The organism is Snodgrassella communis (assembly GCF_914768045.1).
Taxonomy (GTDB): Bacteria; Pseudomonadota; Gammaproteobacteria; order Burkholderiales; family Neisseriaceae; genus Snodgrassella; species Snodgrassella communis.
Genome location: NZ_CAJZCD010000002.1, coordinates 396,574 through 420,714, shown reverse-complemented (window position 1 = coordinate 420,714; position 24,141 = coordinate 396,574). Strand labels below are relative to the sequence as shown.

General features: G+C 43.5%; 28 protein-coding genes, 1 tRNA gene and 1 other RNA gene. 28 read left to right on the top strand and 2 right to left on the bottom strand.

Features of this window, described 5'->3' with window-relative positions:
* Window positions 1–13: 13 nt before the first annotated feature.
* Window positions 14–374, bottom strand: a transfer-messenger RNA (tmRNA) gene (gene ssrA / locus MJ761_RS04015).
* 217 nt (window positions 375–591) lie between these two features.
* Here ssrA and MJ761_RS04010 point away from each other — a divergent pair.
* The 17 genes from MJ761_RS04010 to MJ761_RS03930 all read left to right on the top strand — a co-directional run bounded on the left by MJ761_RS04010 (window position 592) and on the right by MJ761_RS03930 (window position 13,365).
* The gene (locus MJ761_RS04010) at window positions 592–1,089 is read left to right on the top strand and encodes a DUF1841 family protein (RefSeq protein WP_093090171.1); all 498 of its coding nucleotides are present in this window, start codon (window positions 592–594) and stop codon (window positions 1,087–1,089) included.
* A 117-nt stretch (window positions 1,090–1,206) separates the two neighbouring features.
* Window positions 1,207–1,656 carry a DUF441 domain-containing protein gene (locus MJ761_RS04005; RefSeq protein WP_037491105.1) on the top strand — a complete coding sequence of 150 codons (450 nt, stop codon included), beginning with the start codon at window positions 1,207–1,209 and terminating at the stop codon, window positions 1,654–1,656.
* 69 nt (window positions 1,657–1,725) lie between these two features.
* A tRNA-Ser gene (locus tag MJ761_RS04000) sits at window positions 1,726–1,816 on the top strand.
* Window positions 1,817–2,116: 300 nt separating this feature from the next.
* Complete coding sequence (locus MJ761_RS03995) at window positions 2,117–2,623, top strand: Gp37 family protein (protein WP_093090173.1); 507 nt, start codon at window positions 2,117–2,119, stop codon at window positions 2,621–2,623.
* 8 nt (window positions 2,624–2,631) lie between these two features.
* The gene (locus tag MJ761_RS03990) at window positions 2,632–4,035 is read left to right on the top strand and encodes a phage tail sheath family protein (protein ID WP_093090176.1); all 1,404 of its coding nucleotides are present in this window, start codon (window positions 2,632–2,634) and stop codon (window positions 4,033–4,035) included.
* Between the two features lie 9 nt (window positions 4,036–4,044).
* Window positions 4,045–4,560: a phage major tail tube protein gene (locus MJ761_RS03985; RefSeq protein ID WP_093090178.1), complete on the top strand. Its 516-nt coding sequence runs from the start codon at window positions 4,045–4,047 to the stop codon at window positions 4,558–4,560.
* Between the two features lie 127 nt (window positions 4,561–4,687).
* A complete protein-coding gene (locus MJ761_RS03980; RefSeq protein ID WP_176715010.1) occupies window positions 4,688–4,972 on the top strand; it encodes a phage tail assembly protein in 285 nt (94 codons plus the stop codon).
* On the top strand, window positions 4,962–5,120 hold the full coding sequence (locus MJ761_RS03975; protein WP_239349862.1) for a GpE family phage tail protein: 159 nt from the start codon (window positions 4,962–4,964) through the stop codon (window positions 5,118–5,120). Before MJ761_RS03980 ends, MJ761_RS03975 begins: the two co-directional genes overlap by 11 nt.
* Window positions 5,121–5,284: 164 nt before the next feature.
* A complete protein-coding gene (locus MJ761_RS03970) occupies window positions 5,285–7,810 on the top strand; it encodes a phage tail tape measure protein (RefSeq protein ID WP_218060179.1) in 2,526 nt (841 codons plus the stop codon).
* Complete coding sequence (locus MJ761_RS03965) at window positions 7,810–8,706, top strand: phage tail protein (protein ID WP_093090188.1); 897 nt, start codon at window positions 7,810–7,812, stop codon at window positions 8,704–8,706. Before MJ761_RS03970 ends, MJ761_RS03965 begins: the two co-directional genes overlap by 1 nt.
* A 2-nt stretch (window positions 8,707–8,708) precedes the next feature.
* Window positions 8,709–8,930, top strand: coding sequence for a tail protein X (locus tag MJ761_RS03960; protein WP_093090190.1), 222 nt, complete (start codon window positions 8,709–8,711; stop codon window positions 8,928–8,930).
* A complete protein-coding gene (locus MJ761_RS03955) occupies window positions 8,918–10,018 on the top strand; it encodes a phage late control D family protein (RefSeq protein WP_093090193.1) in 1,101 nt (366 codons plus the stop codon). The genes MJ761_RS03960 and MJ761_RS03955 overlap by 13 nt, the downstream gene beginning before the upstream one ends.
* Window positions 10,002–10,631: a phage baseplate assembly protein V gene (locus MJ761_RS03950; protein ID WP_093090196.1), complete on the top strand. Its 630-nt coding sequence runs from the start codon at window positions 10,002–10,004 to the stop codon at window positions 10,629–10,631. The genes MJ761_RS03955 and MJ761_RS03950 overlap by 17 nt, the downstream gene beginning before the upstream one ends.
* A 79-nt stretch (window positions 10,632–10,710) precedes the next feature.
* The gene (locus MJ761_RS03945; protein WP_093090199.1) at window positions 10,711–11,082 is read left to right on the top strand and encodes a GPW/gp25 family protein; all 372 of its coding nucleotides are present in this window, start codon (window positions 10,711–10,713) and stop codon (window positions 11,080–11,082) included.
* On the top strand, window positions 11,079–12,224 hold the full coding sequence (locus tag MJ761_RS03940) for a baseplate assembly protein (protein ID WP_093090201.1): 1,146 nt from the start codon (window positions 11,079–11,081) through the stop codon (window positions 12,222–12,224). The genes MJ761_RS03945 and MJ761_RS03940 overlap by 4 nt, the downstream gene beginning before the upstream one ends.
* Window positions 12,217–12,795 carry a phage tail protein gene (locus tag MJ761_RS03935; RefSeq protein ID WP_093090203.1) on the top strand — a complete coding sequence of 193 codons (579 nt, stop codon included), beginning with the start codon at window positions 12,217–12,219 and terminating at the stop codon, window positions 12,793–12,795. Before MJ761_RS03940 ends, MJ761_RS03935 begins: the two co-directional genes overlap by 8 nt.
* Window positions 12,796–12,990: 195 nt before the next feature.
* Window positions 12,991–13,365 (top strand): hypothetical protein, encoded by a 375-nt coding sequence (locus MJ761_RS03930; protein ID WP_093090205.1) that lies wholly within the window; start codon window positions 12,991–12,993, stop codon window positions 13,363–13,365.
* Window positions 13,366–13,409: 44 nt separating this feature from the next.
* Here MJ761_RS03930 and MJ761_RS03925 read toward each other — a convergent pair whose 3' ends face one another.
* Window positions 13,410–13,760 carry a hypothetical protein gene (locus MJ761_RS03925; protein WP_141683389.1) on the bottom strand — a complete coding sequence of 117 codons (351 nt, stop codon included), beginning with the start codon at window positions 13,758–13,760 and terminating at the stop codon, window positions 13,410–13,412.
* Between the two features lie 162 nt (window positions 13,761–13,922).
* Here MJ761_RS03925 and MJ761_RS03920 point away from each other — a divergent pair, with 162 nt between their 5' ends.
* The 11 genes from MJ761_RS03920 to MJ761_RS03870 all read left to right on the top strand — a co-directional run bounded on the left by MJ761_RS03920 (window position 13,923) and on the right by MJ761_RS03870 (window position 24,128).
* Window positions 13,923–14,780, top strand: a complete 858-nt coding sequence (locus MJ761_RS03920) for a phage tail protein (protein WP_093090208.1) — start codon at window positions 13,923–13,925, stop codon at window positions 14,778–14,780.
* Between the two features lie 9 nt (window positions 14,781–14,789).
* Window positions 14,790–15,431, top strand: a complete 642-nt coding sequence (locus MJ761_RS03915; RefSeq protein WP_093090209.1) for a hypothetical protein — start codon at window positions 14,790–14,792, stop codon at window positions 15,429–15,431.
* Window positions 15,432–15,759: 328 nt separating this feature from the next.
* Window positions 15,760–16,332 carry a phage protein Gp37 gene (locus MJ761_RS03910; protein ID WP_176715011.1) on the top strand — a complete coding sequence of 191 codons (573 nt, stop codon included), beginning with the start codon at window positions 15,760–15,762 and terminating at the stop codon, window positions 16,330–16,332.
* 31 nt (window positions 16,333–16,363) lie between these two features.
* A complete protein-coding gene (locus MJ761_RS03905; protein WP_141683390.1) occupies window positions 16,364–16,552 on the top strand; it encodes a DUF2635 domain-containing protein in 189 nt (62 codons plus the stop codon).
* Window positions 16,552–17,982 (top strand): phage tail sheath subtilisin-like domain-containing protein, encoded by a 1,431-nt coding sequence (locus MJ761_RS03900; protein WP_176715027.1) that lies wholly within the window; start codon window positions 16,552–16,554, stop codon window positions 17,980–17,982. The genes MJ761_RS03905 and MJ761_RS03900 overlap by 1 nt, the downstream gene beginning before the upstream one ends.
* Window positions 17,983–18,040: 58 nt before the next feature.
* Window positions 18,041–18,427 (top strand): phage tail protein, encoded by a 387-nt coding sequence (locus tag MJ761_RS03895; protein ID WP_093090215.1) that lies wholly within the window; start codon window positions 18,041–18,043, stop codon window positions 18,425–18,427.
* Window positions 18,427–18,804, top strand: coding sequence for a hypothetical protein (locus tag MJ761_RS03890; RefSeq protein WP_093090217.1), 378 nt, complete (start codon window positions 18,427–18,429; stop codon window positions 18,802–18,804). Before MJ761_RS03895 ends, MJ761_RS03890 begins: the two co-directional genes overlap by 1 nt.
* 44 nt (window positions 18,805–18,848) lie before the next feature.
* Window positions 18,849–19,031 (top strand): hypothetical protein, encoded by a 183-nt coding sequence (locus MJ761_RS03885; protein ID WP_093090219.1) that lies wholly within the window; start codon window positions 18,849–18,851, stop codon window positions 19,029–19,031.
* Between the two features lie 120 nt (window positions 19,032–19,151).
* A complete protein-coding gene (locus tag MJ761_RS03880) occupies window positions 19,152–21,674 on the top strand; it encodes a phage tail tape measure protein (RefSeq protein ID WP_141683391.1) in 2,523 nt (840 codons plus the stop codon).
* Window positions 21,674–22,999: a DNA circularization protein gene (locus MJ761_RS03875; RefSeq protein WP_093090223.1), complete on the top strand. Its 1,326-nt coding sequence runs from the start codon at window positions 21,674–21,676 to the stop codon at window positions 22,997–22,999. Before MJ761_RS03880 ends, MJ761_RS03875 begins: the two co-directional genes overlap by 1 nt.
* Window positions 22,989–24,128, top strand: coding sequence for a phage baseplate assembly protein (locus MJ761_RS03870; RefSeq protein ID WP_093090225.1), 1,140 nt, complete (start codon window positions 22,989–22,991; stop codon window positions 24,126–24,128). Before MJ761_RS03875 ends, MJ761_RS03870 begins: the two co-directional genes overlap by 11 nt.
* The last annotated feature ends 13 nt before the right edge of the window (window positions 24,129–24,141 follow it).

The window sequence follows — 24,141 nt, the reverse complement described above, 5'->3', positions numbered from 1 at the left end:
TAGACTGGATATATGGTGGAGGCGGGGGGAATCGAACCCCCGTCCGAAAGTCCTCTACAGAGCGATCTACATACTTAGTCTTGCCAACTTCGAATCTTATTCACAAACCGCCGACAGACAGGCTGTTTGTAAACCAGTTGCCATAAATCTTGTTCAATGCCAGACAACACGGCATTGAACCAGCCAATGTAAATGTCGTTGCGGTGAGTTACCTCACACGGCCCATTGGCCAACCGTTGCAACGTTTAGCCTTAAGCGGCTAAAGCGTAAGATTCGTCGTTTGCGACTATATAAATTCAGTGTTTTACGGGAATCTGAGACCCCGGTATGCACGCATCTGCTTTGCAACCCCCGTCGAAACCAAGGTCGCCCCCAGATGGTCTGCCAATTATACTTTATTTTTGGTGTATATGCATAGTTATATAAAAATGATTAAATCTTACTCTGGCAATTTGTTGATATATGAATTTGTCATTACGGATAAAGCAGATTCATGCTGATTTTATACTATCTGATTAGCTGATGGGATGTTATCGGTGTTGGCAGTATTGATTTATAATTTGCATTATTTTGTTTGGAATGAATGCTGTTATGTACGATGTCAATACGGATGATGTGCGCCTTTTTTTTGCGGATGTATGGCGTAAGCGTCAACAGCCACAGTTGCTGGATGCGTTGCAGCAGAAGGCTTTGCGGATTATTGCTGCGCATACTGAATATGCGCCCTATCTGGAAAATGTTGAACAGTTTCTCACTCGAACATGGCGGCCGGAAGAGGGAGAAACAAATCCTTTTTTGCATTTGTCGCTGCATTTATCGGTACAGGAACAGGTTGCGATTGATCAGCCGTTTGGGATTGCAGCTATTCATCAGCGCTTGTGTGAGCGATATGCGGGTGACTGGGTGAAAGCAGAACACGATATGATTGAGGCGCTGGCAGAAACGATCTGGCAGGTGCAACGCTATGGACAGGGACTGGATGTGAATGCTTATATGACGCGTTTGCGCAGTCTGGTGGGGTTGGGGCAGGAAGATGAGGCGCGTTTAAATCCTCATGAAGTGGGACAGGCTTCAAGCAAAGATGTTTGAGTTTGCTCATGCTTTGATTATGGTTTATTGTTTGACACCTTTGTGTCGGTCAGCTGTGATGTTGACTGGATACGCATGTGGGAACTATTTTCAATAATCTTTAAGCAGGGGATAGATATGTCTTTCTGGGCAAGTAATGCAAATGCTTTGTTGCTGTTGCTGTTTGTGGCTTTGGGTATTGTGGGAAATAATCCTTCAGTAACCATTTCGGCGTTAATTATTTTGCTGGTACAGCAAACGCCGTTACTTAAATATGCGCCGGTACTGGAAAAGTATGGGCTGCAACTGGGTATTATGCTGCTGATGATAGGTGTGCTGGCACCGTTGATTACGGGCAAGGTGCAGCCGGCACAGATTGCTGCGCTGGTAACTAGCTGGAAAACTATTGCTGCTGTGGTAGTGGGTACAGTTGTTGCCTGGCTTGGTGGACGTGGGGTGCAATTGATGCAGGTCAATCCGACAATTGTAACTGGTTTGATGATTGGTACCATTATCGGGGTGGCTTTTTTACGCGGTGTGCCGGTGGGGCCACTGATTGCGGCAGGATTGCTATCGCTGATTTTATAAGTGCTCTGTTGCTGAAGCTCTTGCCAGAAAGTTACGCTCTCGTTATAATGCGCGCAATTCCATTCTCACGGAGAGGTGGATGAGTGGTTGAAGTCGCACGCCTGGAAAGCGTGTATACGTGAATAGCGTATCGAGGGTTCGAATCCCTTCCTCTCCGCCAGATTGATTATTTAAAGCTGCCTAAAGCAGCTTTTTTTGTGAATGTTACATTTAATGCTTTTGGCATTAAATGTTTTGTATTTACTCCAGACTACTTTTTATTGATATTCTGGTATTTGGGTTGGCCGTATTGGTTTTATGTTTGGTTTGTCAGAGTCGATATTCTGATTTATTTGATTATTTTATTTATTTTTGCTGGCAGGCTTAAGTTGTAGTTAATTTTAGCCGCTAAAAATTTTGCCCTCACAATTTTGGTTGTGAGGGTTTTTTTGTGCCTGCGGTATTGTATGAGGAGTGGAGGATGAGTTTAACCCGTTCGGTTCTAGACAATGTGCTGGCGCATATTCAGCAGGCTCTGCCGGATTATTCAGTGCAGCTGATGCCAAATAATTTTAAGAATTATCAGTTTGTTCATCCGTTGGGTGCAGTGCTGATTGGTTATCAGCGCAGTAAATTCAGCAACCCATGTACTACTGACCTGATTACGCAGGAGCGGCGTTTGCAGTTACGGTTTACTGTTTTTACACGTGCTCTGGGTGGCGAACAGGGTGCGCTGGATTTACTTGATTCTTTACGCTTGGCTCTGGTGGGCTTTCAGCCTGACCATTGCCAGCAAATCCGGTTGTTGAGTGAGCGCTTTCTGGGGGAGGCCGATGGAGTTTGGCGCTATCGGTTATGCGCTCGCACTGAGACGCTTCAGGTGGAACGGCGTCCGGTGGTTAATCAGCAAAATCTGGTCAAATCGATACCAACTCGTGGTGAGATTAAGGCCAAAGCTATTTCACAATCTGTAACTTCGAAGGAGTAAAAATCATCATGGCAGCAGCTTATTTGCATGGTGTTGAAACAATCCGTATTGATGGCGGCAGTAGTCCGGTCTATACCGTGGACGGGGCGATTACGGCGATTGTCGGTACGGGTATGTCTGGTGCAGTAAATGAATTGACGGTGTGTCAGACAGTTAAGGATTTTAGTCAGTTTGGTTCGGTAACGGGAGCTGGTTTTACTTTGCCTGATGCGGCTAATATCTGGACGCGTTATCAGTCTGGTGTGGCCTATGTGGTCAATGTGCTGGATCCGGCCAAACATAAAACGGTTGTTGATTCTGAAGCTCTGGTTATCGACAGTGATACGTTGATGGCAAAAACAGCGCATCCGGCGATACAGGCTGGTTTTACGGTACAGGCAGGTAATCAGACTTTGTCTGAAGGCACTGATTACACGCTGAATCAGGAAACAGGTGAGTTTTCTTTTGCGCAGCCGCGTGCGGAAGTGTCGATTTCCTATACTTATCTTGATCCAAGCAAGGTAACGGTAGCGGATATTATCGGTGGCTATGAAGCGGCAACCGGTAAGCGCAAAGGCATGGAACTGCTTACTGAAGGTTTTACCCGTCTGGGTGCGGATGCGAAGATTGTGATCGTGCCGCAATATGATGCAGATGCGGCTGTTGCCGCAGCGATGGTAACGCTGGCTGATAAGCTGGAAGCAATTGCCTACATTGCGGCTCCGAAAGGCACTACACTGGCGCAGGCAATTCAGGGACGCGGTTCGCTTGGAAATATTAATTTCCAGACTTCTTCAGATCGCGCGCAGTTATTTTATCCATATGTTACTGGTTCCAGCGGCGAACTGGAAAGTTTGGCTACGCATGCTGCCGGTTTGCGTATGAAAACTGATGTGAATCAGGGCTACTGGTTCAGTATTTCCAACCGTGAGCTTTTGGGCGTAACCGGTATGGAAGTGTCGCTGACAGCACGGATTGATGACCCGCAGGCGGAAACCAATCGCTTGAATGAGAAGGGGATTACTACGGTATTTAACAGCTATGGTACGGGCTTTCGCTTATGGGGTAACCGTCTGGCCTGTTTTCCGACAGTAACGCACATTAAGAATTTTGAAACCGCTCAGCGTACTGGTGACTTGATTGATGAGTCAATTCGACGTGCGCAGTTGCAGTATATTGATTTGCCTATTGATGATGCGTTGATTGACAGTCTGCTAGGTACGGTACGTACTTATTTGGGTACGCTTAAGAGTATTGTTGGTTTTAGTGTGAGTCTGGATTATGACTATGATCTGGCTGATGCTTTCAGTAAAGGGCAGGTACCAATCAAGTATGACTATACACCTAAACTGCCAGCAGAACGTATCACTAATACTAGTGTGATGACCCGTACTTATCTGGCTAATTTGATTAGTAATCAGTCTGCCGCTTAGGAATCAGTTATGACAGAATTTAATGCAATTTATAATGCCAATGTTTATGTTAATGGTAATAGTCAGTTAGGCCGTGCCAGTCAGTTTAAATTACCGGATATTTCTGTTGGACAGACAGAAACTAAGGGTTTGGGGCTGGTAGGTTCGGTAAAGCTGCCCAGCGGTATTGAGGCGCTGGAAGGGGAAATTACTTGGAACAGTTTTTATCCGGATGTGTTCACTAAGGTTTATAACCCGTTTAAGGCGTGCCAGTTGATGGTACGTGCCAATGTACAGGCATTTAATGCCTCAGGTCTGGCCGCGGAAGTACCGATGGTGGTGATGGTGATGGCTACGTTCAGCAAGAATCCTTTAGGGACTTATAAACCAAAAGAAAAAGCTGAGTTTGCCAGTACTTTTCAGGCTACGGAAATTCATCAGACGGTTTCCGGCCGTGAAGTTTTGTATTACAACGCGTTTACTAATCAGTATCGGGTAAATGGTGTGGACATGCTGGCGCAGATGCGCGCAAATATCGGTATGTAGTTATTTGCAATTGGTGATGATGTTGTTAAATGCTCACTCTGTTGATCAGGGTGGGCGTTTTTTATGGTTGAAATGCTTTTTTTACGCTGAATGATTTCGGCATTTATTGATGATTCAAGGAATAGATATGGCACAAACTGAAGCGCAACAGCTGCAAGAACAATTAGGTACGGGTAAGGTTATTAAGCTGGCAGAACCGCTGCAAACGCCGAATGGTGTGGTAACGGAACTAACGCTGCGCCGGGTACGGGTTAAGGATTTTAAACGTGCTGCTGAGCAGTATCCGGATAATGCGGTATTGCAGGAAGCTCATTGTTTGGCTATGGCTTCAGGCCTGCAAAGTGAAGATTTTGATGAGCTGTCGTGGGAGGACTACACGCTGGTGCGTCAGTTTTGTCTGGGTGCTCACTGATTGGGATGGTTTTTATCAGGCTGCTGCGGATTTAGCGTGGTGGTTTGGTTTTTCTCCGGCAGATATTGATGAGATGTCTCTGGATGAAATTTTACAATGGCAGCAACAGGCTAACCGACAGATTAAGGCTAAATACAGTAAGTTGTAAGCGGTTGCTGCCCGTTGTGACAGTACCGTTAATTCAGTATTGGTTTGCAGCAGACGCTGTGAACTGGTGATGGGTTAACGGTTATGGTTTATATGAATAATAAATAATAAGTGGGTGAATTCCAGTATCTCTTGAGTTATTGGATGAAATACATTGGTGCCGTTATGGATAGTGGATTTGTTTCTGATTTTGGTGAGGTACAACGTTCTGTTAAGGCCTTTGGTTCTGCTATTGATGTGGCAACCAGAAAAATAGAGGAGATGGGGCGGTCTGTACAGGGTTTACTTGTGAAAATCCAATCTCTGGATAATTTGTCTGCAGCAACTGCGAAAGCAATTAGTGCTCAGAATAGGTTATCTGAGGCAGTAGACAGGCATAACAAAATTCTGGGGCAGCGCAAGAAAATTGGTGAGGAATTAGCGAAAACCAAAAGTACCCTTAAAACTTGGATGAAGCCGGTTGAGAAATCGGTGAAAATTCATATGGAACGGGAAACGGCGGAAACTGGGCTGAAACAGGCTATGATGCAGAAAGATGGCAGCATGGGCAGGTTTAATCAGATTAATGCCCACGCTATGCAACTGGGTCTTGAGCAGCAGGGTAATACAAATGATTATACTCGCCTTGCTACTAATATGAAGCTGGCCAATATGTCTGATGATGCGGTATTGCAGGGGGGGATGAGGACAATTGCCAGTTTTAATGTGTTATTTGGCAAGAAAATTGAGGATATTTCGGTAGCCAAGGGGTTGATGCAGACTTATAAGCTGAAAGATACGGAATTGTCCGCTGGTCTGGATGCTGTGCAGAAGGTTGCGCATTCTGTGGGTTTGAGTCTGGAAGATATTGAAAAATCTCAGGCTGCTATGGCTTCACCTTTACAAAGGTTGCATCTGACCGGTTTACAGAATCAGCAGAAAATATATGCTCTGGAGGGGATGGCAATACACGGCGGTGTCGGTAAGTCTGCGGCGGCTGACGGTATGGGGGAATTTCTGGACAGGCTGGCACAGGGGCCAAAAGCCATGCAGCAGGCTACTGCTGCAATGAGTATTGAAATGCGCCAGATGATGCAAAAATCTGGTGTGGTGTTTAATTTATTTGATAAAGACGGCTCACTTAAAGATATGCATGTGGTTGTAGGTGAGCTGGAAGCGAATTTTAATAAAGTTAAGGCTAAATATGGTGACCGTGCTGCATTGAATATGATGGATGCGGTATTCGGTAAGCAAGGTGGACAGATTGCCACTGCCGCAGCTCAGGGAGGAGGTGCCGGTTTTGTCACTATGCAAACCCGAATGGGTAATCAGCCTTCGCTGGATCAGCGAGCTCAGCTTCAGGTTAATACACTTGCTGTCAGTATGGATAATTTACACGATGCAGTGATTGAGGTAGGCAATGCTTTTGGTGCCACGCTGGCACCTGATATTAATACTTTTGCTCAGGTAGCCAAAGATGTGCTGCTCAATACGGTATTGCCTTTTATTCAGAAGCATCCCACGCTGATTAAATCTGTGGTGGCTTTCGGTGTAAGTTTGACTGGGTTACGGATGACGCTGCTGTTGGTTCGTTATGCTATTACCATGGTTACTGGTCCGCTGGCGCTATTGCGTACTATTTTTGCCCGTTTTCAGCTTGCGCGTGACCTGAAGCAGGGTGGTTCGGTATTTCAGCGTTTACGTTCTGCTATTACCTCTGTGGGAAAATCTGCCGGTTCATTGCGCCAGAAGCTGTTGTCTTTTGGCAGCAGGCTGGCTGGTGTGGGCAAGAATTTTAAGGTGTTCAATAAGGGGCGCTCTGCACTGGGTTTATTGCAAAAGGCATTTTCCACTATAGGGCGTACTGCCATTGCGCCAATTAAGAAAATTGTGCAGTCATTTGGCCTGATTACCAAGGTAGTAAAACCTTTGTTTAGGGTTTTTTCCAGTCTGGGCAGGGGTTTCAGTGCATTGGGTAAAGGCCGTATTGTGTTGAATCTGCTACGTCAGGGAATTATAGCTGTAGGACGGGCTTTTCTGATGACGCCTATAGGGCTGGTTGCACTGGCAATTGGTGCAGCTGCTTTTCTGATTTATAAGTACTGGAAACCAATTAAAAGTTTTTTTATTGGTTTATGGGATACCGTTAAAACTAAATTTGAAGCAGGAATGAAATTTTTTAAGGATTTACCTGCAAAATTCAGTGAGTTTGGACGCAATATTATTGATAGTCTGGTTAAAAGTTTTACTGAGGGTATCAGTAGGGCAGTTAATGCAGTAGGTGAGTTCGCCAGTAAGATTATTAATAAGGCTAAATCTGTATTGGGGATTAATTCACCTAGCCGTGTATTTAAAAGCATAGGCGGTTCGCTGATGGAAGGTATGCATCTGGGGCTTGATCTCGGGGCAGATAAACCGGTTACAGCAATCGGTCTGGTTGCTGAGCGCTTACAGCAGAAATTCAAAAGTCGTTCTGGTACGTTGACTGCTCAGCTTAATGAAAAAATGCAGCTAAATGCAGCAGAATTTGCCCAGAATCGCTATCCGGCAGGACATGATTCCAGTGCAGTAACCATTAATTTTAATCCGACTATTCAGGTTAACGGCAACGCAGACCGTTCGGTGATTCAGCAGGCTTTGGCATTGAGTCAGCGCGAATTTGAACAGATGTACCGGCGCATGATGCAGGCAAAAGAGTTAAGGAGTTACTGATGTATGCAATGCTAGGAGATATTCGCTTTGAAGTGTTGGATAGTTTCAACAGTTATGAAGAAACGCATGGTGCTGTTTTTGCTAAACATGATGTATTGGCCGGTCGTCCGCGCCTACAGGCTACCGGCAATGATTTGACTACCATCCGTTTTGGTATGTTGCTGCACTGGAAGCTGAGTAATCCGGATAGTGCCTATACTGCATTGATTCAGGCCAAGGAAGCACAGCAGGCTCTGGCGCTGGTGTTTGGCTCGGGTCGTTTTGTTGGCTGGTTTGTGATTCAGCAGTTGAGTAGTACTACTTTGATTCAGGATGCACAGGGACGTACTGCCGCGCGTGAAATCAGTGTTGAGCTGCTTGAGTTTGTAGGTGATCCGAATAATCCGTTACCAACGCCGGGCATCATGAAGGGTCAGAATCCGCTGCTTTCTTTTATGCCGGATTCGATTAAAGGGGTTGTTAACAAGGTTGCGGCGGCGGTACAGACAGGGGTACGTATTTATCATGCCGTAGAAGAAAATGTTACTGAGATTCAGAACCTGATCACGCGTGCGCGTACTGTGCAACATGATACTTCTGGCTGGCTGGGTATGATTGCCGATGCGCTGTCTGTTGGCGGACAAACGCTAAGTAAGCTGAATACTTTGCCCGAGGTTGGTGCATGGTTTGGTGATCTGTCCGGTGCGGCAGATTTTCTGTCATATACCGGTCAGGCTGCGCATCAGCTGACAGAATGTGTGAATTTGATACAAAGTGGCTATGACAGTGGTGAGTGGGGAGACTGGCTGGATAATAGTGAAAAACTGTTATCCATGGTAGAGGACAGTATTAGCAATGCAACTACCGGTGCTCAGTCGTTAACGGCATGGCTGGCTGCCAGAAAGGATGAGGCCTGATTATGGTTGATTCAGTTTTGCAATACCAGACCTGTGAAGGGGATCGCTGGGATTTGATTGCACAGAAATATTATGGTGATGCCACGATGCTTGACCGGCTGATTGCTGCTAATCCGCATTTACCACTGGCTGAACAGTTTGCTGCCAATCTGACGGTACTGATCCCCGTCATACAATCGGATACTCATACAGCGCAGGAGGATATGCCACCATGGATGCGTTGAGCCTACTGACAGGGGTGTCCAGTTTGGGGCGAACTCATCCAGTTACGATGCCGGATTTCACTATAGGTTATGAAAAGAAAGATATTACTCTGGCCATCAAGCCTTATTTGCTCAGTATTAATTATACGGATTATCTGGGCGAGCAGTCGGATGAACTGTCGGTATCGATTGAGGATACCGATGGCAAATGGCTACGAAGCTGGTATCCGGATCAGGGCGATATGCTGTCGTTTATGCTGGGAGATCAGTTTACCGGTATGGTAAATCTGGGCAATTTTGAGATTGCTGATATTGATTATGCGTTCAAACCTAATGTGATCACTTTGAAAGCCCTTTCCACGGGAATTACCCGTGCCAGCCGCACTTTACAGCCAAGAGCATATGAGAAAACAACTCTGGAAAAAGTTGTGCAGCAGGTGGCGGCAAGATTGCAGCTGGTGCTGAAAAATTCGATTGCCAATTTGGAGATTGAACGTATTACTCAGTATCAGGAAAGTGATGTGGAATTTCTGGCACGGTTGGCAAAGCAGTTTGGCTATACTTTTAAGATTGTTGACCAGACTTTAGCCTTTATTGCCAATACGGAATTAACGGCACAGGAACCTGTACTGGTATTGCTGCCGGAAGATGTGGAGTCTGCATGTTTTCGTGATCAGCTTAAAGGTGTTCCAGACGAGGTAATGGCTTGTGGTTATGATACTAAAGCCAAACAGGTACGTACGGTCAAGCGAAAGGGGCAGCCATTGCGGGCACAAAGTAAGCTGAGCGCAAGTGGTGATATGTTGAAAATTGTGGCCAATAAAGGGGAATCACAACAGCAGCTCACTGCACGTGCAGATGCTGCACTTACTGATGCGCGCCAGTGTCAGGTAACGGGTAGTCTGGAGTTGTTTGGCAATGTGAAGCTGGTGGCTGGCCAGATTATCCGCTTGAGCGGTTATGGCAAAATGTCGGGAAATTATCAGATTAAGCAGGCAGGCCACAACTTAAGCCGTAGTTCTGGTTATACCACGTCTCTGGAAATTAACATGATTGAATACATTGCTGATGATGCAGATACGGGGGAAAAATATGCAGAAACTGTATGAATTTGGGGCAACTTTACAGTTTGGTCTTGTGGAAGCCATTGATGCCGGCAGGCATATGCTTAAAGTGAATATTCCGGCACTGGAGAATATGCATACAGACTGGTTGCCGATGCTCACTGCTGCCGCTGGCGGGAATTGTTTTTATTCTTTGCCAGATGTGGGTGAACTGGTAGCGTGTATTCTGGATGCCCGCGGTGAGAGTGGGGTGGTACTGGGTGCTTTGTATAATCAGAGTGATACCGCACCGGCACAGAGCAATGATATGTGGGTGAAACAGTTTAGTAATGGTACGGTAATCAGTCATGATCGTAAAAGTGGCGAGGTTTGTGTTCAGACCAGCGGTACCGTGGTGGTTGAAGCAGATACGGTATTGGTTAAAGCCAGTGATATTACGCTGGATGCTCCATCTACTACAGCTACAGGCAGTTTACTGGTACAGGGAAAGTTAACCTATCAAGGTGGTATGGCTGGTTCTGGCGGAGGCAGTGCTGCCGCATCGATTGCTGGCACGATTAAGGTTAAAGGTGGCGATGTGGTGGCAGATGGTAAAAGTCTTAAGAGTCATACTCATCCTGACCTGACTTCGGGTGGTCATACTGGTACACCAGACTGATGTTCTGCTAACAGCTTATTCAAACCTATTTTTATCCCTGTCATTGATGGCAGGGATTTTTTATTACTGGAAAAGCGTTATGACAATTACACCGCGCACTCGCCACTGGCAGTTAGCACCACTGGAATGTGGCTGCGATATTGTGACTGGCATTGATGATATAAATCAATGTATTTTGAATATTCTGATGACACGTAAGGGAAGCGATGTAACCCGCCCGACTTTTGGTTCCAGCCATCTGGATTATCTGGATATGCCCGAAGATGTATTTATTCCCGGGGTGACGCGAGAGGTGATTCTGGCCATTCAAACATGGGAAAAGCGTGTGGTAGTGGAAAGAGTTGGCTTTGCGGGTCATGCACCTAATTTAACGATAACAGTCTACTGGCGTATAGCTGAGGAGGTAGCTGGTGAAATTTATCAAACAGATATTGGATTGGTACGTAAATGACAGATTTAACTAAGCTCGCGCGGGCGGATGTAAAAATAGTTGAAGATGATCTGGCAACCATTCTGGCCGATACGATAACAGATTATCAAAATCGTACTGGCAAGGTATTACAGCCGGCGCATATTGAGCGTTTGCTGATTAATACCTATGCCTATCGTGAGGCACTCACCCGGCAGCAGGTCAATGAAGCTTACCGGCAGCAGCATGTGCGCTTCGCTACTGGGCTGATGCTGGATTTATGCGGAGATGATGTTCATACCCCGCGTTTGCAGGCACAGCCGGCACAAACAACGTTGCGTTTTCAGGCCAAACTGGCCGGCAAAGAACAGGTGGTGATTCCAAAAGGAACCAGAGTCACTGTAGATTCACTGATATTTGCCACTGTTGAAGCAGGTTTGCTTACTGCTACCAATAGCAGCATTGAGCTGGTTGCTGTCTGTCAGTCAACTGGGGTGGTGGGAAATGGCTGGTCAGCTGGGCAGATTAATACTTTAGCAGACCATCTGTCTGATATTGCTGAGGTCAAAGTTAGCAATATCACCACTTCAAGTGGTGGTGTGGATGTTGAAAGTGATGATGCCTATCGGATACGCATTCTACTGGCACCAGAATCGTTTTCAGTGGCCGGTCCGGTTGGTGCTTATGAGTATTTTACCCGTCAGGTCAGTCAGGACATTATTGATGTTTATGTGACTAACGATACGGATAAAGAGGGCAAGCCCTTAGGTGGTGTAGTGGCAGTAACCATACTTACTAAAACCGGGCTGCCTTCAATGGAGCTGATTCATCAGGTACAGACAGCACTATCGAATGAGCGTGTACGCCCGTTATGTGATCAGGTAGTTGTACGTGCACCAAAAATTTTCAATTATCAGGTTGCGGCAACATTAACTTTGTTTGTTGGTGCTGATGCTCAGGCGGTACTGGCTGCGGCTAAAGCTGCATGGCAGCAATATCAAAGCAGTCGGGAGCAGCGGTTAGGGGTAGATGTAGTACCACTGGTAATTCAGTCTTTATTGAAGGTTGATGGTGTCTATAACGTGTCGACGCCAGGACTTGAACTGACTACGGTTGCAGCCGGTACATGGGCGCACTGCACTAACTTAGACCTCACCATAGCAGAGGAGGCTGTGGATGGCTAAGCTGACTTATGCCACAGTAATTGAGCGAGACCAGCGCATGCAGGCATTGGCTGCTCTGGGCTTGCGTCTGGAACTGATCAGTACGCCACAGCTGATGCCACGGCTGGTAAATTTAGTGCTAGCAGATCATCTTGAGCTGCAGGCTGAAAGCCACTGTATTCTTGGTGTAAATGGTTACTGGTTGGCAGAAAGCGATCAGGCCAAACGCAAACTGATAAAAGGGGCATACGAACTGCATCGCAGCAAGGGCACGCCTTGGTCACTCAGAGAAATTGTTCGCCGTCTCGGCTTTGGTGAAATCACCATTATTGAAGGACTCAATCATCAACAGCACAACGGTAATATTCTGCGCTCCGGTTTATATGTGCATGGACATAATACTTACTGGGCACATTACCGTATTTTGCTGAATAGACCGATTACCAATCAACAGGCCGCTTTATTGCGGCATACGCTGGCTGCTTTTGCGCCGGCGCGCTGCGTGCTGGCTAGTCTGGACTATACCGCCGTACCGCTGCAACACAATGGACTGGCACAGCGCGATGGCTCGTTTAACAAAGGAACTGCTTAATGGCAAGTTTAAAAGAAACTTTGTTCTGTGACAAAGGCGTTTATCAATGGGAAAGCAGTACAGTGTTTTGCAATGACTTCTACTTCGGTAGGCAGCTTAAAAACCAATAGTACACACAAATCCTGTACGTTAAATTCTTTTTTGAAAACAATGTTTTTCGCTCAATTCTACAAGACAATGAAAAGGAGTTAAATTATGATTAATAATCAATTGAAATCCGAATATGTCATGATAATTAATACGCTGTGGAGTGGTTCGATGCAGTGTAACAGTATCGAGAATATAAGCGATGATGTAATTCGCCTGATGGATGAGGTGCTCACCAAAATCCGAGATGGTTCTACAGCTATGATCGGCGTTCATGCAGTTTTTGAGATTTTTTATAGTAAAATTTATAGTTCATGGGCTGAGCTTATAAAAGTCGCATTAGATACGGCTGATGCACATGCCTCAGACTGGATTGGCGTTCTGCGTGGCAATAGACAGTACAGTGCTGTAGTTAATAGTGCAGCCGTAGGTTATAAGTCTCCTGTACAAATTGCGCTTTATGAAGCAGCAGGATTTATGTGATAAATTTGAGCACTCAATAAAGATTAGATTGAGTGCTTTTAAATTTATTCATATTTACGGTTATACATTATTTCCATTTTTTTAATATGCTCGTTAAGACCATCAGGACCCGAAGCTAATGCCTGCAATTTTTCATCAACAGCACGTCTGGCAAACTCGCAAATTCCTGCTTGTTTTTGGGTTTCAATTTTTCGAGCTAACTTCAGCATACGTAAGCGTTCCTCTTTTTCCTGCTGCACATAGGAAGAGGGAATATTACTGTTAGCTTCAAGCTTAACAATTAATTCATCCCAGCGCTTAAATACATCCTGACAGTTTTGTGGAAGACCACTTGTACTGCTTCCACAAGCAGATAAAGACATACAGCAACATAAAATAAATAGAACTTGTTTCATATTTTACTATCTTTCTTTGTTGTTGATAGTGAAAGCATATCATCAAATCCAGCTAGGTGCTATTGCAGCACAATGAAGTGGTGGAGTGTGATGACTCATTTACTAAAGGAACTGCTTAATGGCAGATTTAAAAGAAACTTTGTTTAACAAAGGAATGATTTAATGGCAAATTTAAAAGAAACTTCGTTCTGGGAAGAGGGCATTTATCAATGGGAAACATCCGATCCGGTATTGGGGGGTGAAAATGGTATCGATAATGTACCCACTCGCCAGCTGGCCAACCGAACTAAATGGTTAAAGGACAATAAACTGGATAAATCAGCTACGGCTGCAAATGCGGAGCTGGCTAAAAGAGCAAACACTGCTGATAGACTAAGCGATGCCAGAAAAGTGGGTGGTGTAGAATTCGATGGTTCGGCAGATATTGATTTACCTGGAGTGAACAAGCGCGGGAATCAGGATACGTCCGGCAATGCTGAAACAGCATCGAGATTGAAAACAGTACGTACAATCAATGGTGTGCCATTTGATGGTAGTACGGATATTAACGCTACTCCTGCTGGTGCAGTACAGTATTTTGCCATGACTTCTGCTCCGGTCGGCTGGTTAAAAGCCAATGGTGCAGCTGTATCCCGTACACTATATGCCAATCTATTTGCAAGCATTGGCACTAGATTTGGTGCAGGAGATGGTAAAACCACATTTAATTTACCAGATTTAAGAGGTTATTTTCTTAGGGCTTGGGATGACGGAAAAAATATAGATTCTGGAAGAATATTTGGTAGTGAACAAGGAGATGCGATTAGAAATATTAAAGGTTATTGTAGTGGTGGGCAAGTGTATTTTGATAGCTTTAGTGGTCCATTTTTTGATAATGGTACGCGGGATGCAGTGGACGCTAGGGCGGATGGTAAAATAAATATGACGGATGACTTTGGTTTTGATGCCAGTAGGGTTGTACCTACGGCAAACGAAAATCGTCCACGCAATATTGCATTATTAGCCTGTATTAAAATTTAAGGATTAAAAATGAAAAAATACGCTCCCTCTATCCCTGTATGCCAACTAGATGAAAACAACTACTTTGTTGGTATGACTACAGCAGATTTGGATCCTCTGGAAAATAACGGCCATTATCTGATTCCCAGACTGTGTATTCAGGCTGAAGAACCGGTGTCTAAAAAAGGCTTTATTGCACAGTGGGCTGGCGATAACTGGCAGTATATCGAAGACCATCGAGGCGAAACGGTATACAGCAAGGAAACAGGCGAAGTAGTAACAATCGATGAACCGGGCGTATTACCTGCTACTGTGACCACCATGCCTTGCCCTGATATTTATCATCAATGGTCAGAGAAAGCGAATAGCTGGGTAGAAAAAGCTGATGCTGCACAGTTACGCTTACAGAATAAACGCAGTACTACCGGTACTTTGTCTCGCATGCAAATGCTTTCTCAGCTGGAAATCAGCTTGGGTACAAAGAAAGACGCCTTGATTGAAGCTGTTGAAAAGGCCATGACAGGTATAGAATCAATCAAAATTCGTAATTACATTCTGGAAACGCAAGCTTTTTCATTGGCAAATGAATTATGGTGGAATTTTCTGACCGGCATTTTACAAATTCAACCAGATCATGTATTTGAAATATGGGAAGAAGCACGCACAATTTAATATTTAAATAATAAATCATCATTTACAGGCAAGCACCTATTGCTTGCCTTAGTGTATTAAAGTCTCAGGAAGGCAGGTTCCTGTTATTGAGAATCTGTTATTACAGTGCAGTTTACATCCGAATTTAAGTATTTAAATAGATATCTGGGCAGCCAGAGAAATTTATTTTTCGTTAAAGTGAAATTGTATAACTACGTAACTTATTATAAGCAATTACTCAGATTAGTCTGTATTAAAACAATATAAATCAGGGTAAAACAAAAATAAATTACATTTATACAAATTATATTAAATAAATAATTTAAAGAAAGGAGTAAATAAATTAGCTGTGCTAAACAAAATCCAAAGTGAAATCATCACACGCCTGAAACAAGGGCTGGGCTCGATGGTTAATGAGGTTAGTTTGTATTTCGGTGGGCTGGAAAATAAAGAGGTCTTAACCAAAATAAGAAAAAAACCGGCTATTTTATTAACCTTTAATCAGGCACAGGTAAAAGCCAAAGGTTCTGAACGGCTACGATTCGAACTGAGTGCCGGACTCTATGTGGTTTGTATATGTAATCGTCTTACAGATGTGCCGTCTAATCCAAATGCGGATATAAATAATCTGGTTTATGCGGTTTTACGTCTGCTTGCTGGTCAGAGGTTACATGAAGAATTAAACAGTTTTGGTTTACAGCCTAAGACAGTACGTCCTCTGTTTATCTCTCCACCAGATAATTTAGATATAGTCGTGGTTGAATTTGAAGCCGCGTGTGATATTTATGGGCTTGAAAGTGATCATTATCCAGAATACACCACTGATGTAGATAATCCAGATTATTTATTCAGTCTGTTTAAAGGCAAGCAATCTGAAGTGCCAGCACAATTTGATTCTTTGAGTATTGAATATAAAAAATAAAATATACAAGACTGATTCGTAACCATCGAATATGAAAGAGAAAATGCTAGTTCAAGTAGCAGATGGTTTACGCGTGCCAAAGGAAAATCGCGCTAATTCTTATATAACTAATAACACGGTTAAGGTTCCAGACAGTCTTTATTACCACTGTTCGGTAACTGATGGTGACTTAACCATGGTCGCAGAAAATTTAAATAATGAAACAGGAGTAAAGGAATGATTGATAATATTCAGTTTGATACTGTGCGCAATGATATTCGTGTACCAGGCCGGTATATTGAATTCAATACGCGTACTGCCGTAAGAGGCTTGCCAGCTAATCCCCAAAAAATGTTGCTGATTGCACCTATGTTGCCTGAGGGTAAGCAGCCAGCACTGACACCAGTACAATTATTCAGTGATGCTGATGCCGCTACTTTGTTTGGGCATGGTTCTTGGGCTTATCATTGTGTCAAACAGGCATTTGTGAATAATCCCTATCTGGATTTAACCATAATTGGTGTTAATGATGTAGGACAAAGTACTGCTGCCACCGCAAGTGTATCTGTAGTCTTTGCAAATTCGCTTAATAATTCTGGTATTCTAACCATAACTATTGGTGGAATTGACTGCCAAATTACAGTAAGCAGTAATGATGATACTTTAAATATTATCGATAGAATGGTTGATATTATCAATAGCGCAAATACGCTGGCAGTAGCTGAGGCTGATGGTTATACAATCAAACTCACAGCCAGAAATTCTGGATCGATTGGTAATGAAATTGCCTTATTGGCATCTTTTAGTGCAGAAAATGTTAGTCTGGCCGACGTTTCTCTGGATATCAAGCCATTTCAAGGTGGTTATGGGGATCAGGATATCGGTCCTGCTCTTGAGCAGGTAGCTGGCAAACATTACCATATTATCTGTAATGCTTTTACCGATAGTTTAAATGCCAGAAAATTGTCTGATCATATTGATCTGGTATCTAATGCAATTGAAAAACGTGGTTGTATCGGTGTAATGGGCTGGCGCGGTACGCTCAGTACAGGCACTGCCTTTGCTAAAGATATCAATAGTGGCCGCATTACCATAGCCTGGTATAAAAATGCTATGGAAGGCAATGCCATTATTGCAGCAGGCTATGCGGCAGTAATTGCTGGTGAAACTGACCCGGCTCGTCCACTCAATACACTGGAAATCAAAGGGCTGAGAAAAACAACTGATGCCAATTGGCCGTTGTTTGCTGAGTTTAATAGTGCGCTATATAACGGGCTAACGCCTTTGCAGATTGTAAACAATCGTGTGCAGATTATGCGTGCTGTATCTACCTATGTGAAAAATGCTACGGGTACAGATGATCCGGCTTTACTGGATATCACAACAATTCGCACACTTGACTATGTACGCGATGCTGTTAATCAGCGCATTGCCCTGCGTTTTCCGCGTGAGAAGCTCTCAGAACGTACTCCGCTAAAAGTACGCTCAGAAATTCTGGATGTATTGTATCAGTGTGAAAATGCTGAGATTCTTGAAGCAGTTCTGGAAAATAAAGACAAACTGATTGTACAGCGAAATCCAAATGATCCAAACCGCTTGGATGCGGTTATTCCTGCTGATGTAGTCAACGGATTGCATGTGTTGGCTGCGCGTGTGGATCTGTATTTATAAATTAATCATATAAGGTGTTAGTTTAAGGTTAACACCTTGTCTATTGAAAGGAAAAAATATGGCAAATAAAACAGGCGCTAAATATGCCGGTGCGGTAATAATGGAAGTAAATGGTCGTGAGGTTGAAATCATCAGCTTCAAACCGGAAGTAACTACCGGACGTAAGGTGGTTAAAACCATGAATAAATCCGGCAAGGTACGTGGTTATGCAGATGGCGTAACCGAATATACGATGAGTGTGAGTGCAGCCATTCCACTGGATGAAAGTGGCATTGACTGGGACAATATTACTAATGCAAAAATTACTATTTATCCCCGTAATGCCGATGAAGCACGCATCAGCTATATAGGTTGCACCAGCACTAAATGCTCGGAAGAATACAGTGTAGAAAATGAAGCACGTCGTGATATTGAAATGTTTGCACTGGATAAAGTGGTAGAATAATGTTAAAAGAGACTGGAAAACTGGTTTATGGTCTGGCGTACAATGGCCAGATGTATTTTGATTATACTGTTAAGCCATTGACTTTGGCAGATGAACTCAAAGCACTGGAAGTACTGGAAGAAACTGGTTTGATTGAAGAGGTATCAGGGGCTAAAAAAGCCATTTTAACCACACTGGCTTATTGGGCACAACAATTAGAAGTTTCTGGTATTGATGCCGAAAACCTGAGTGTTGAATTTCTGTTGCACAACCTTGCCTCAGAAGATTATCAGTCAATTTTAACCAGTATGGAAGCTCTACGTTCAAAATCGATTGCCGCTGGCCAGTCAGACCCAGCGGCATCAGAGGAAGCGGACAGCACCGTAATTATGCAATAGCACATAAAAATTATCGACAGGCGTGTATTCTGCTGGCTAAATCGATGATCACGCCAGCTATGGTTAGCACAATGTGCCATGCTGAAGTATCTGTCTGGATTGAGACTGTTCTGGAGAGTATGGGCATAAAAAATGATGATGAGAATGTTATTATTTCTTTACGCCAAAGAAAGCCAAAACCATTCCAGCCGGTTAAAGATAGTTTGGTAGCTAATCAGCCTGACTGATAAAAGCCCTGCTCTACAGCAGGGCTTTTTGCATGGGGGCTGCTAGGGCATATTCATTGCTTGCAATTATTTTTAATCAGTCAGAATAAATATAATCAACAATTAGACGAGAGTATTGACATGTCTTCAAATCAGGAGTCGCTAGCAAAACAGGAGGCCTCTATTACCAGAATGACTGAGGAGGTAAAAAAATTAGAACAGCAAATCAAGCGTACAGCTGCCGTTGCAGTCAGGGAAAGTGAGAAAGCCGGTAAATCCCAAATCCGAATTATTCAGCAGATTCAGCGAGAGCAACAGCGTGCCGCGGATATGCGATTACGGAAGGAAATACGGTCTGAGCGGGAAATACAACGGGAAATTGGTAAGAGCAAGAATGCATATAAGAATTTTACTGCTACTGCTACTGCGGCTCAAAAACAGATTCAGCATGCAACCAAGGCTTCTCGTAACAGTATTCGTGAGTTAAATAAGGAATTAGAAAAAAGTTCTAAAATACAAAAAAATTTTGCTGAACAACAAAAAAATTCATCTAAATGGGGCGTAGCCAAAACTGTTGGCAGTGAACTTATCAGGGGCGGAAAGGCGGCTTACGGCGCAGTTAAACCCGCAATAGATGATGAAAAAAAATTACGTTCAGGTGTGATTCAAGCGGCTGCAAAGGCATTTGGTACAGATAAGAGTAAATCTGCGGATTGGATTAAAACTCAGGGTGTTAAAGAAATTCAGGGTTTGGTTCAGGGGTTAGTTGCTAAAAATGGCGGTACATCACAGGCTGCTCTGAATCTGTTTACTGATATGTTACAGCAGAACATGACTCTGGATCAGGTGAAGGCAACAATTCCTTATGCTCATCGCACCATGGTCGGATCCTCTGCCAATGCTGGTGAATATGACCATGAAAATACAGCCAGATTGTACAAATCATTGGCAGACTATGGTCTGCAGGCTAAAGATTATAATTCGGTTTCTGATCATATTATTGGATCAAGCAGTCAGGGTAAATTTACTATTGCCCAATTGCAGGGTGAATTACCGGATTTACTGTCTTCTGCCAAAAAGGCGGGGCTAACGGATACTGGAGGTATCGATTATTTAATTTCAGCCTTACAGACCACATCAAAAAATTCAGAATCCAATGATGAGGCAAGTAAAAGCATTAAAGCTTTTCTGGAAACATTGGCTAATCCGGAATTGGGCAGTAATCTGCGTAAAATTAAAGATCCTAATGCTTCTGGCAAATATCTTGATTGGGATAAAATCAGGGAACAGGGCAATAAGCAGGGATTAAATGATGCTCAATCTCTGATTAAAGTTTGTAGTGATATTCTGGCCAAAGATAAGAGTTACCAGAACTTAAAGCAAAAAGCTGATGCAGGCGATGTACAGGCACAGCAACAGATGGAGGCTCGTCAGGATAAGCTGTTATCTTTTATTCCTGTAGATGCTAGAGATGCTATTAATGCTAATTTGAATAATAATCTGCTGCTGCCACAAATAAACGCGTTGCAGAAAGATGCTGGTGGTTTGGCTGCCAAACAGTTGGCCGTATTATCCTCGGATCCGGAGCGGCAGCAGGAAAAAAATCGTGCTTTGACTACTTTGGGCAGAAGTGATGTAGTAGAACCATTAGTTAATTTTCAAACGAAGTTGACCGAGTTATCAGCGGAATTTCCTGCTCTTACGCTTGCTGTAACCGCTTTGGCCGCAGCTGCTGGCAGTGCTGCAACTGCACTGAAGGTATTGGGGGCTTTGTCTGGTCAAGGAGGTGATATTGATTCAGCAGGTGATTTTGATAGAGAAAGAAGAAAATCACGCAGAAGCAACGGTAAAAAAACGTCAGTCGGTGGTAAAACTGGCATAAAAAGTAGAAAAATTCCAGCTAGAGTGTCTGGTAAAATGTTAGGACGGGGTAATTCGGCATTGGCTGTCCTTGGTGGTGCCTATAATGTATATGCAATTCAGAATGATGACAGTTTAACCTATGAAGAAAAGAAGACGGCTCAGATAAAAAATGCAACCAGTACCGCTGGTGGTCTGGCAGGTGCCTGGGCAGGAGGTCAGGTTGGCGCTGCAATCGGAACATTAATATTACCTGGTATAGGTACTGCGCTGGGCGGGCTGGTTGGCGGTTTACTTGGCGGAATCGGCGGCAGCTTTATGGGCGATAAGGTAGGCGATGCTGTTACGCAAAATAAGGATACTGAGGAAATAACAGCTACAACTGATGTAGAGGGGAACCAGCCAATCACATCAGATTTTCGCAATGCCTACGGACTCAATCCTGCATTATATGGGCAATCAATGTTTGCCTGTGAAAGGGATGAGCTGATAACGGGTGCGAATATGACACCGTCTGCTGTAATGATGCTTTCATACAGAAATGCTCTGGCTGATTTACCTGCTATAGAAAGCCAGTCTGGTGCTGGGCAGTCTATGCTTGTGCAGCAAAGTGCTGAATTTCAAAATGCTTTTCAGTCTATTGTACAGGAGTTGGGTATACGTTTAGACAAAATAGCTACTATTCTGTCGAACCAGCAGCAGGTTATTCAGAATAATCTTACGGTAACGCTTGATGGCAGAGTGATTAGTAATCTGGTTTCACGCAATCAAATGGAAATGTATAACCGTGGAGGTGCACAATAATGACTATGTGGAAGAATAATCTGCAAAAGGCCAGTTATAAAAATGTTGCCTTTGATGTCATTTCTATTAGTGATAAAAATGAGAAAGCGCTAGTTAGGCATGGTCGTCCGTTTGCAAATGGAACTGATATTGAGGATTTGGGTACGCAGGGACGGCAATGTCAGATTGCTGCTGTCTATTTTGGTGCTGGATTTGATACAAAGTTATCACAGTTATTGGCGGTGCTGGAGGAACCAGGTGCTGGCACATTAGTTCATCCGGTTTTAGGTCTATTACAAAATATGATTGCTGCAAGCTGGTCGTTTCGTACTGAAGCTGATTCAGTTAATTATGTTGCACTGGATATAACCTTTTTTGAGGCGAAAGAGTCTGCCCCGATATTTTTATTTGAAAATCAATGGTTAGCTAAATTAGAGCAGATACACAATACTCTTGAAAAGTATACACAGCAATTACTGGGTTATTCTGAAACGCTGTTAAGTGTTCGGGAGGGTATTTCATCTTTATGGGGCAGTACAAATGGTGTATTTGCTGCATTATGTGGTGTAGCTGGCAGTGTTCGCCGCTTTTTCGATCTTGATCCCATAAAATATTTGACCAGTAAAGCTTTTTCTTCTGCATCTTACAATCAGGACGTCAGTAAGCTGATTCATTCTGTGGCCACAATGGTGACAACAGGCCTGACGAATGATGCACAGTTTGCTACTGGTAGTTTAAGTAGCAGACAGACTTTTGATTCTATCAGTAACCGTGTAGATAGTTTGAATAATTTGCCTGATTATGTTTTGCATAGTCAGGATATTCAGGAATCTGAAGAAGCCATTAATCATGTGCAAAAGATTGCGGGTATTCAGATGCAACCCATTGCCCAGATTCTGCAAATTATAAGTATTGGTGCTTTGATTCAGAATACAGTGACTATAATTGAGGTGAATAGTGACATAGTTACGGCAAATGAATTGTTGTATATCAATAATAATCTGCGTCTGCGTATTCAGAAATTAATAGATATTTTACGTGAAACTTATGATTATGCTGATAATGTTAAAAGCATAAATGCTGCCAATATATATACGCAAACGACGATAATGGTTCAGTTGCTGGCTAATATCGCTGCACAATTTAATAATTATATTCTGGCTGTCATTAATCAGAAACCGCCAATACGAACCAGAAAAGCAGATATTAGCGGCACTATTCACCAACTGGCATATTTGCTTTATCAGGATATTAAACGGGCGAATGAATTAATGCGTCTGAATCCTCATTTATGCCATCCATCATTTATTCAGCGTAATGAGTGGATTAATTATTATGTTAAATGAGACTGAAGTATTACCGTATCCTTATGCTAATGAAGTGGTGGTACGTATAGGCGGAAAAGAGCATAAAGACTGGCTTAGCTATGATATTGACAGTGATTTTTTGATTCCTGCTGATGCTTTCAGTTTTGAAACTAATGTTTCCCGAAATCAGGGTGTTTTGGCTGATTATAGCTCTTTACAATGTGAGGTTTTAATTAATAATCAGTTGGTTATGACGGGGATTGTTGGGCACCAGAATGAAATGGTTGATAAAAATAACCATAGTATCAGTTTTAATGGTCGTGACCTTGCCGGTTTGCTGGTAGATTGCAGTGTGAAGCAAATTAATGTTAAAGGAATGAATGTTTTAGCCGCGGCTCAGAAGATAGTTGAACCATGGCCACAAATTAAAAAGGTGATATTAAAGGCGGAAAAAAATCCAGTTCTGGACAAAGTAGACATTGAACCTGGGGAAACTGCATGGCAGGCATTGAGCAAAGTTGCCTATAAGGCAGGCCTGCATGTGTGGCTGGAGCCAGATGGTACGTTGGTAATTGGCGGTGCTGATTATGCCAGCCCGCCTGTGGCAACTCTTTGTCATAGTAAGTATGATCGCAGACGTAATATTCAAAGTATTCATATCGAATATAGTACTGAGAATCGTTACTCGGAAGTTACCTTTCTTGGCCAGAGCCACACCCGTTATGCCAATTCATCAAAGCATGATTTGAAATGGGTATATAAAGACGAAACAATGCTTTTGTACAAACCGAAAACAGTCGTAATCGGTGATGCAGAAAATCTGGAACAATTGAAGGTGCAGGCAAAAAAAATGCTTTCGGACTGGCGTCTGGAAGGTTTCACTTTAACCATTACGGTTGCAGATCATAAAACTCAGGATGGTGTCTTATGGCAACCTGGTCAACGAGTGCATGTCATTGATGAAGATCAGCAAATTGATGCCATTTTTTTTCTGATGGGACGCCGGTTCTTACTGAGTCGAAGTGGTGGCACGCTGACTGAACTGCGCTTGAAGGAGGATGGAATATGGACGCCGGATGCTTATGTTAAAAAATCGGCAGCAGCACGATCCCGCAAAGGTAAACGGAAAGGTGTGACTAACCGGCAGAATAAACAGGCAAAAATTTAACAAGGTATATATT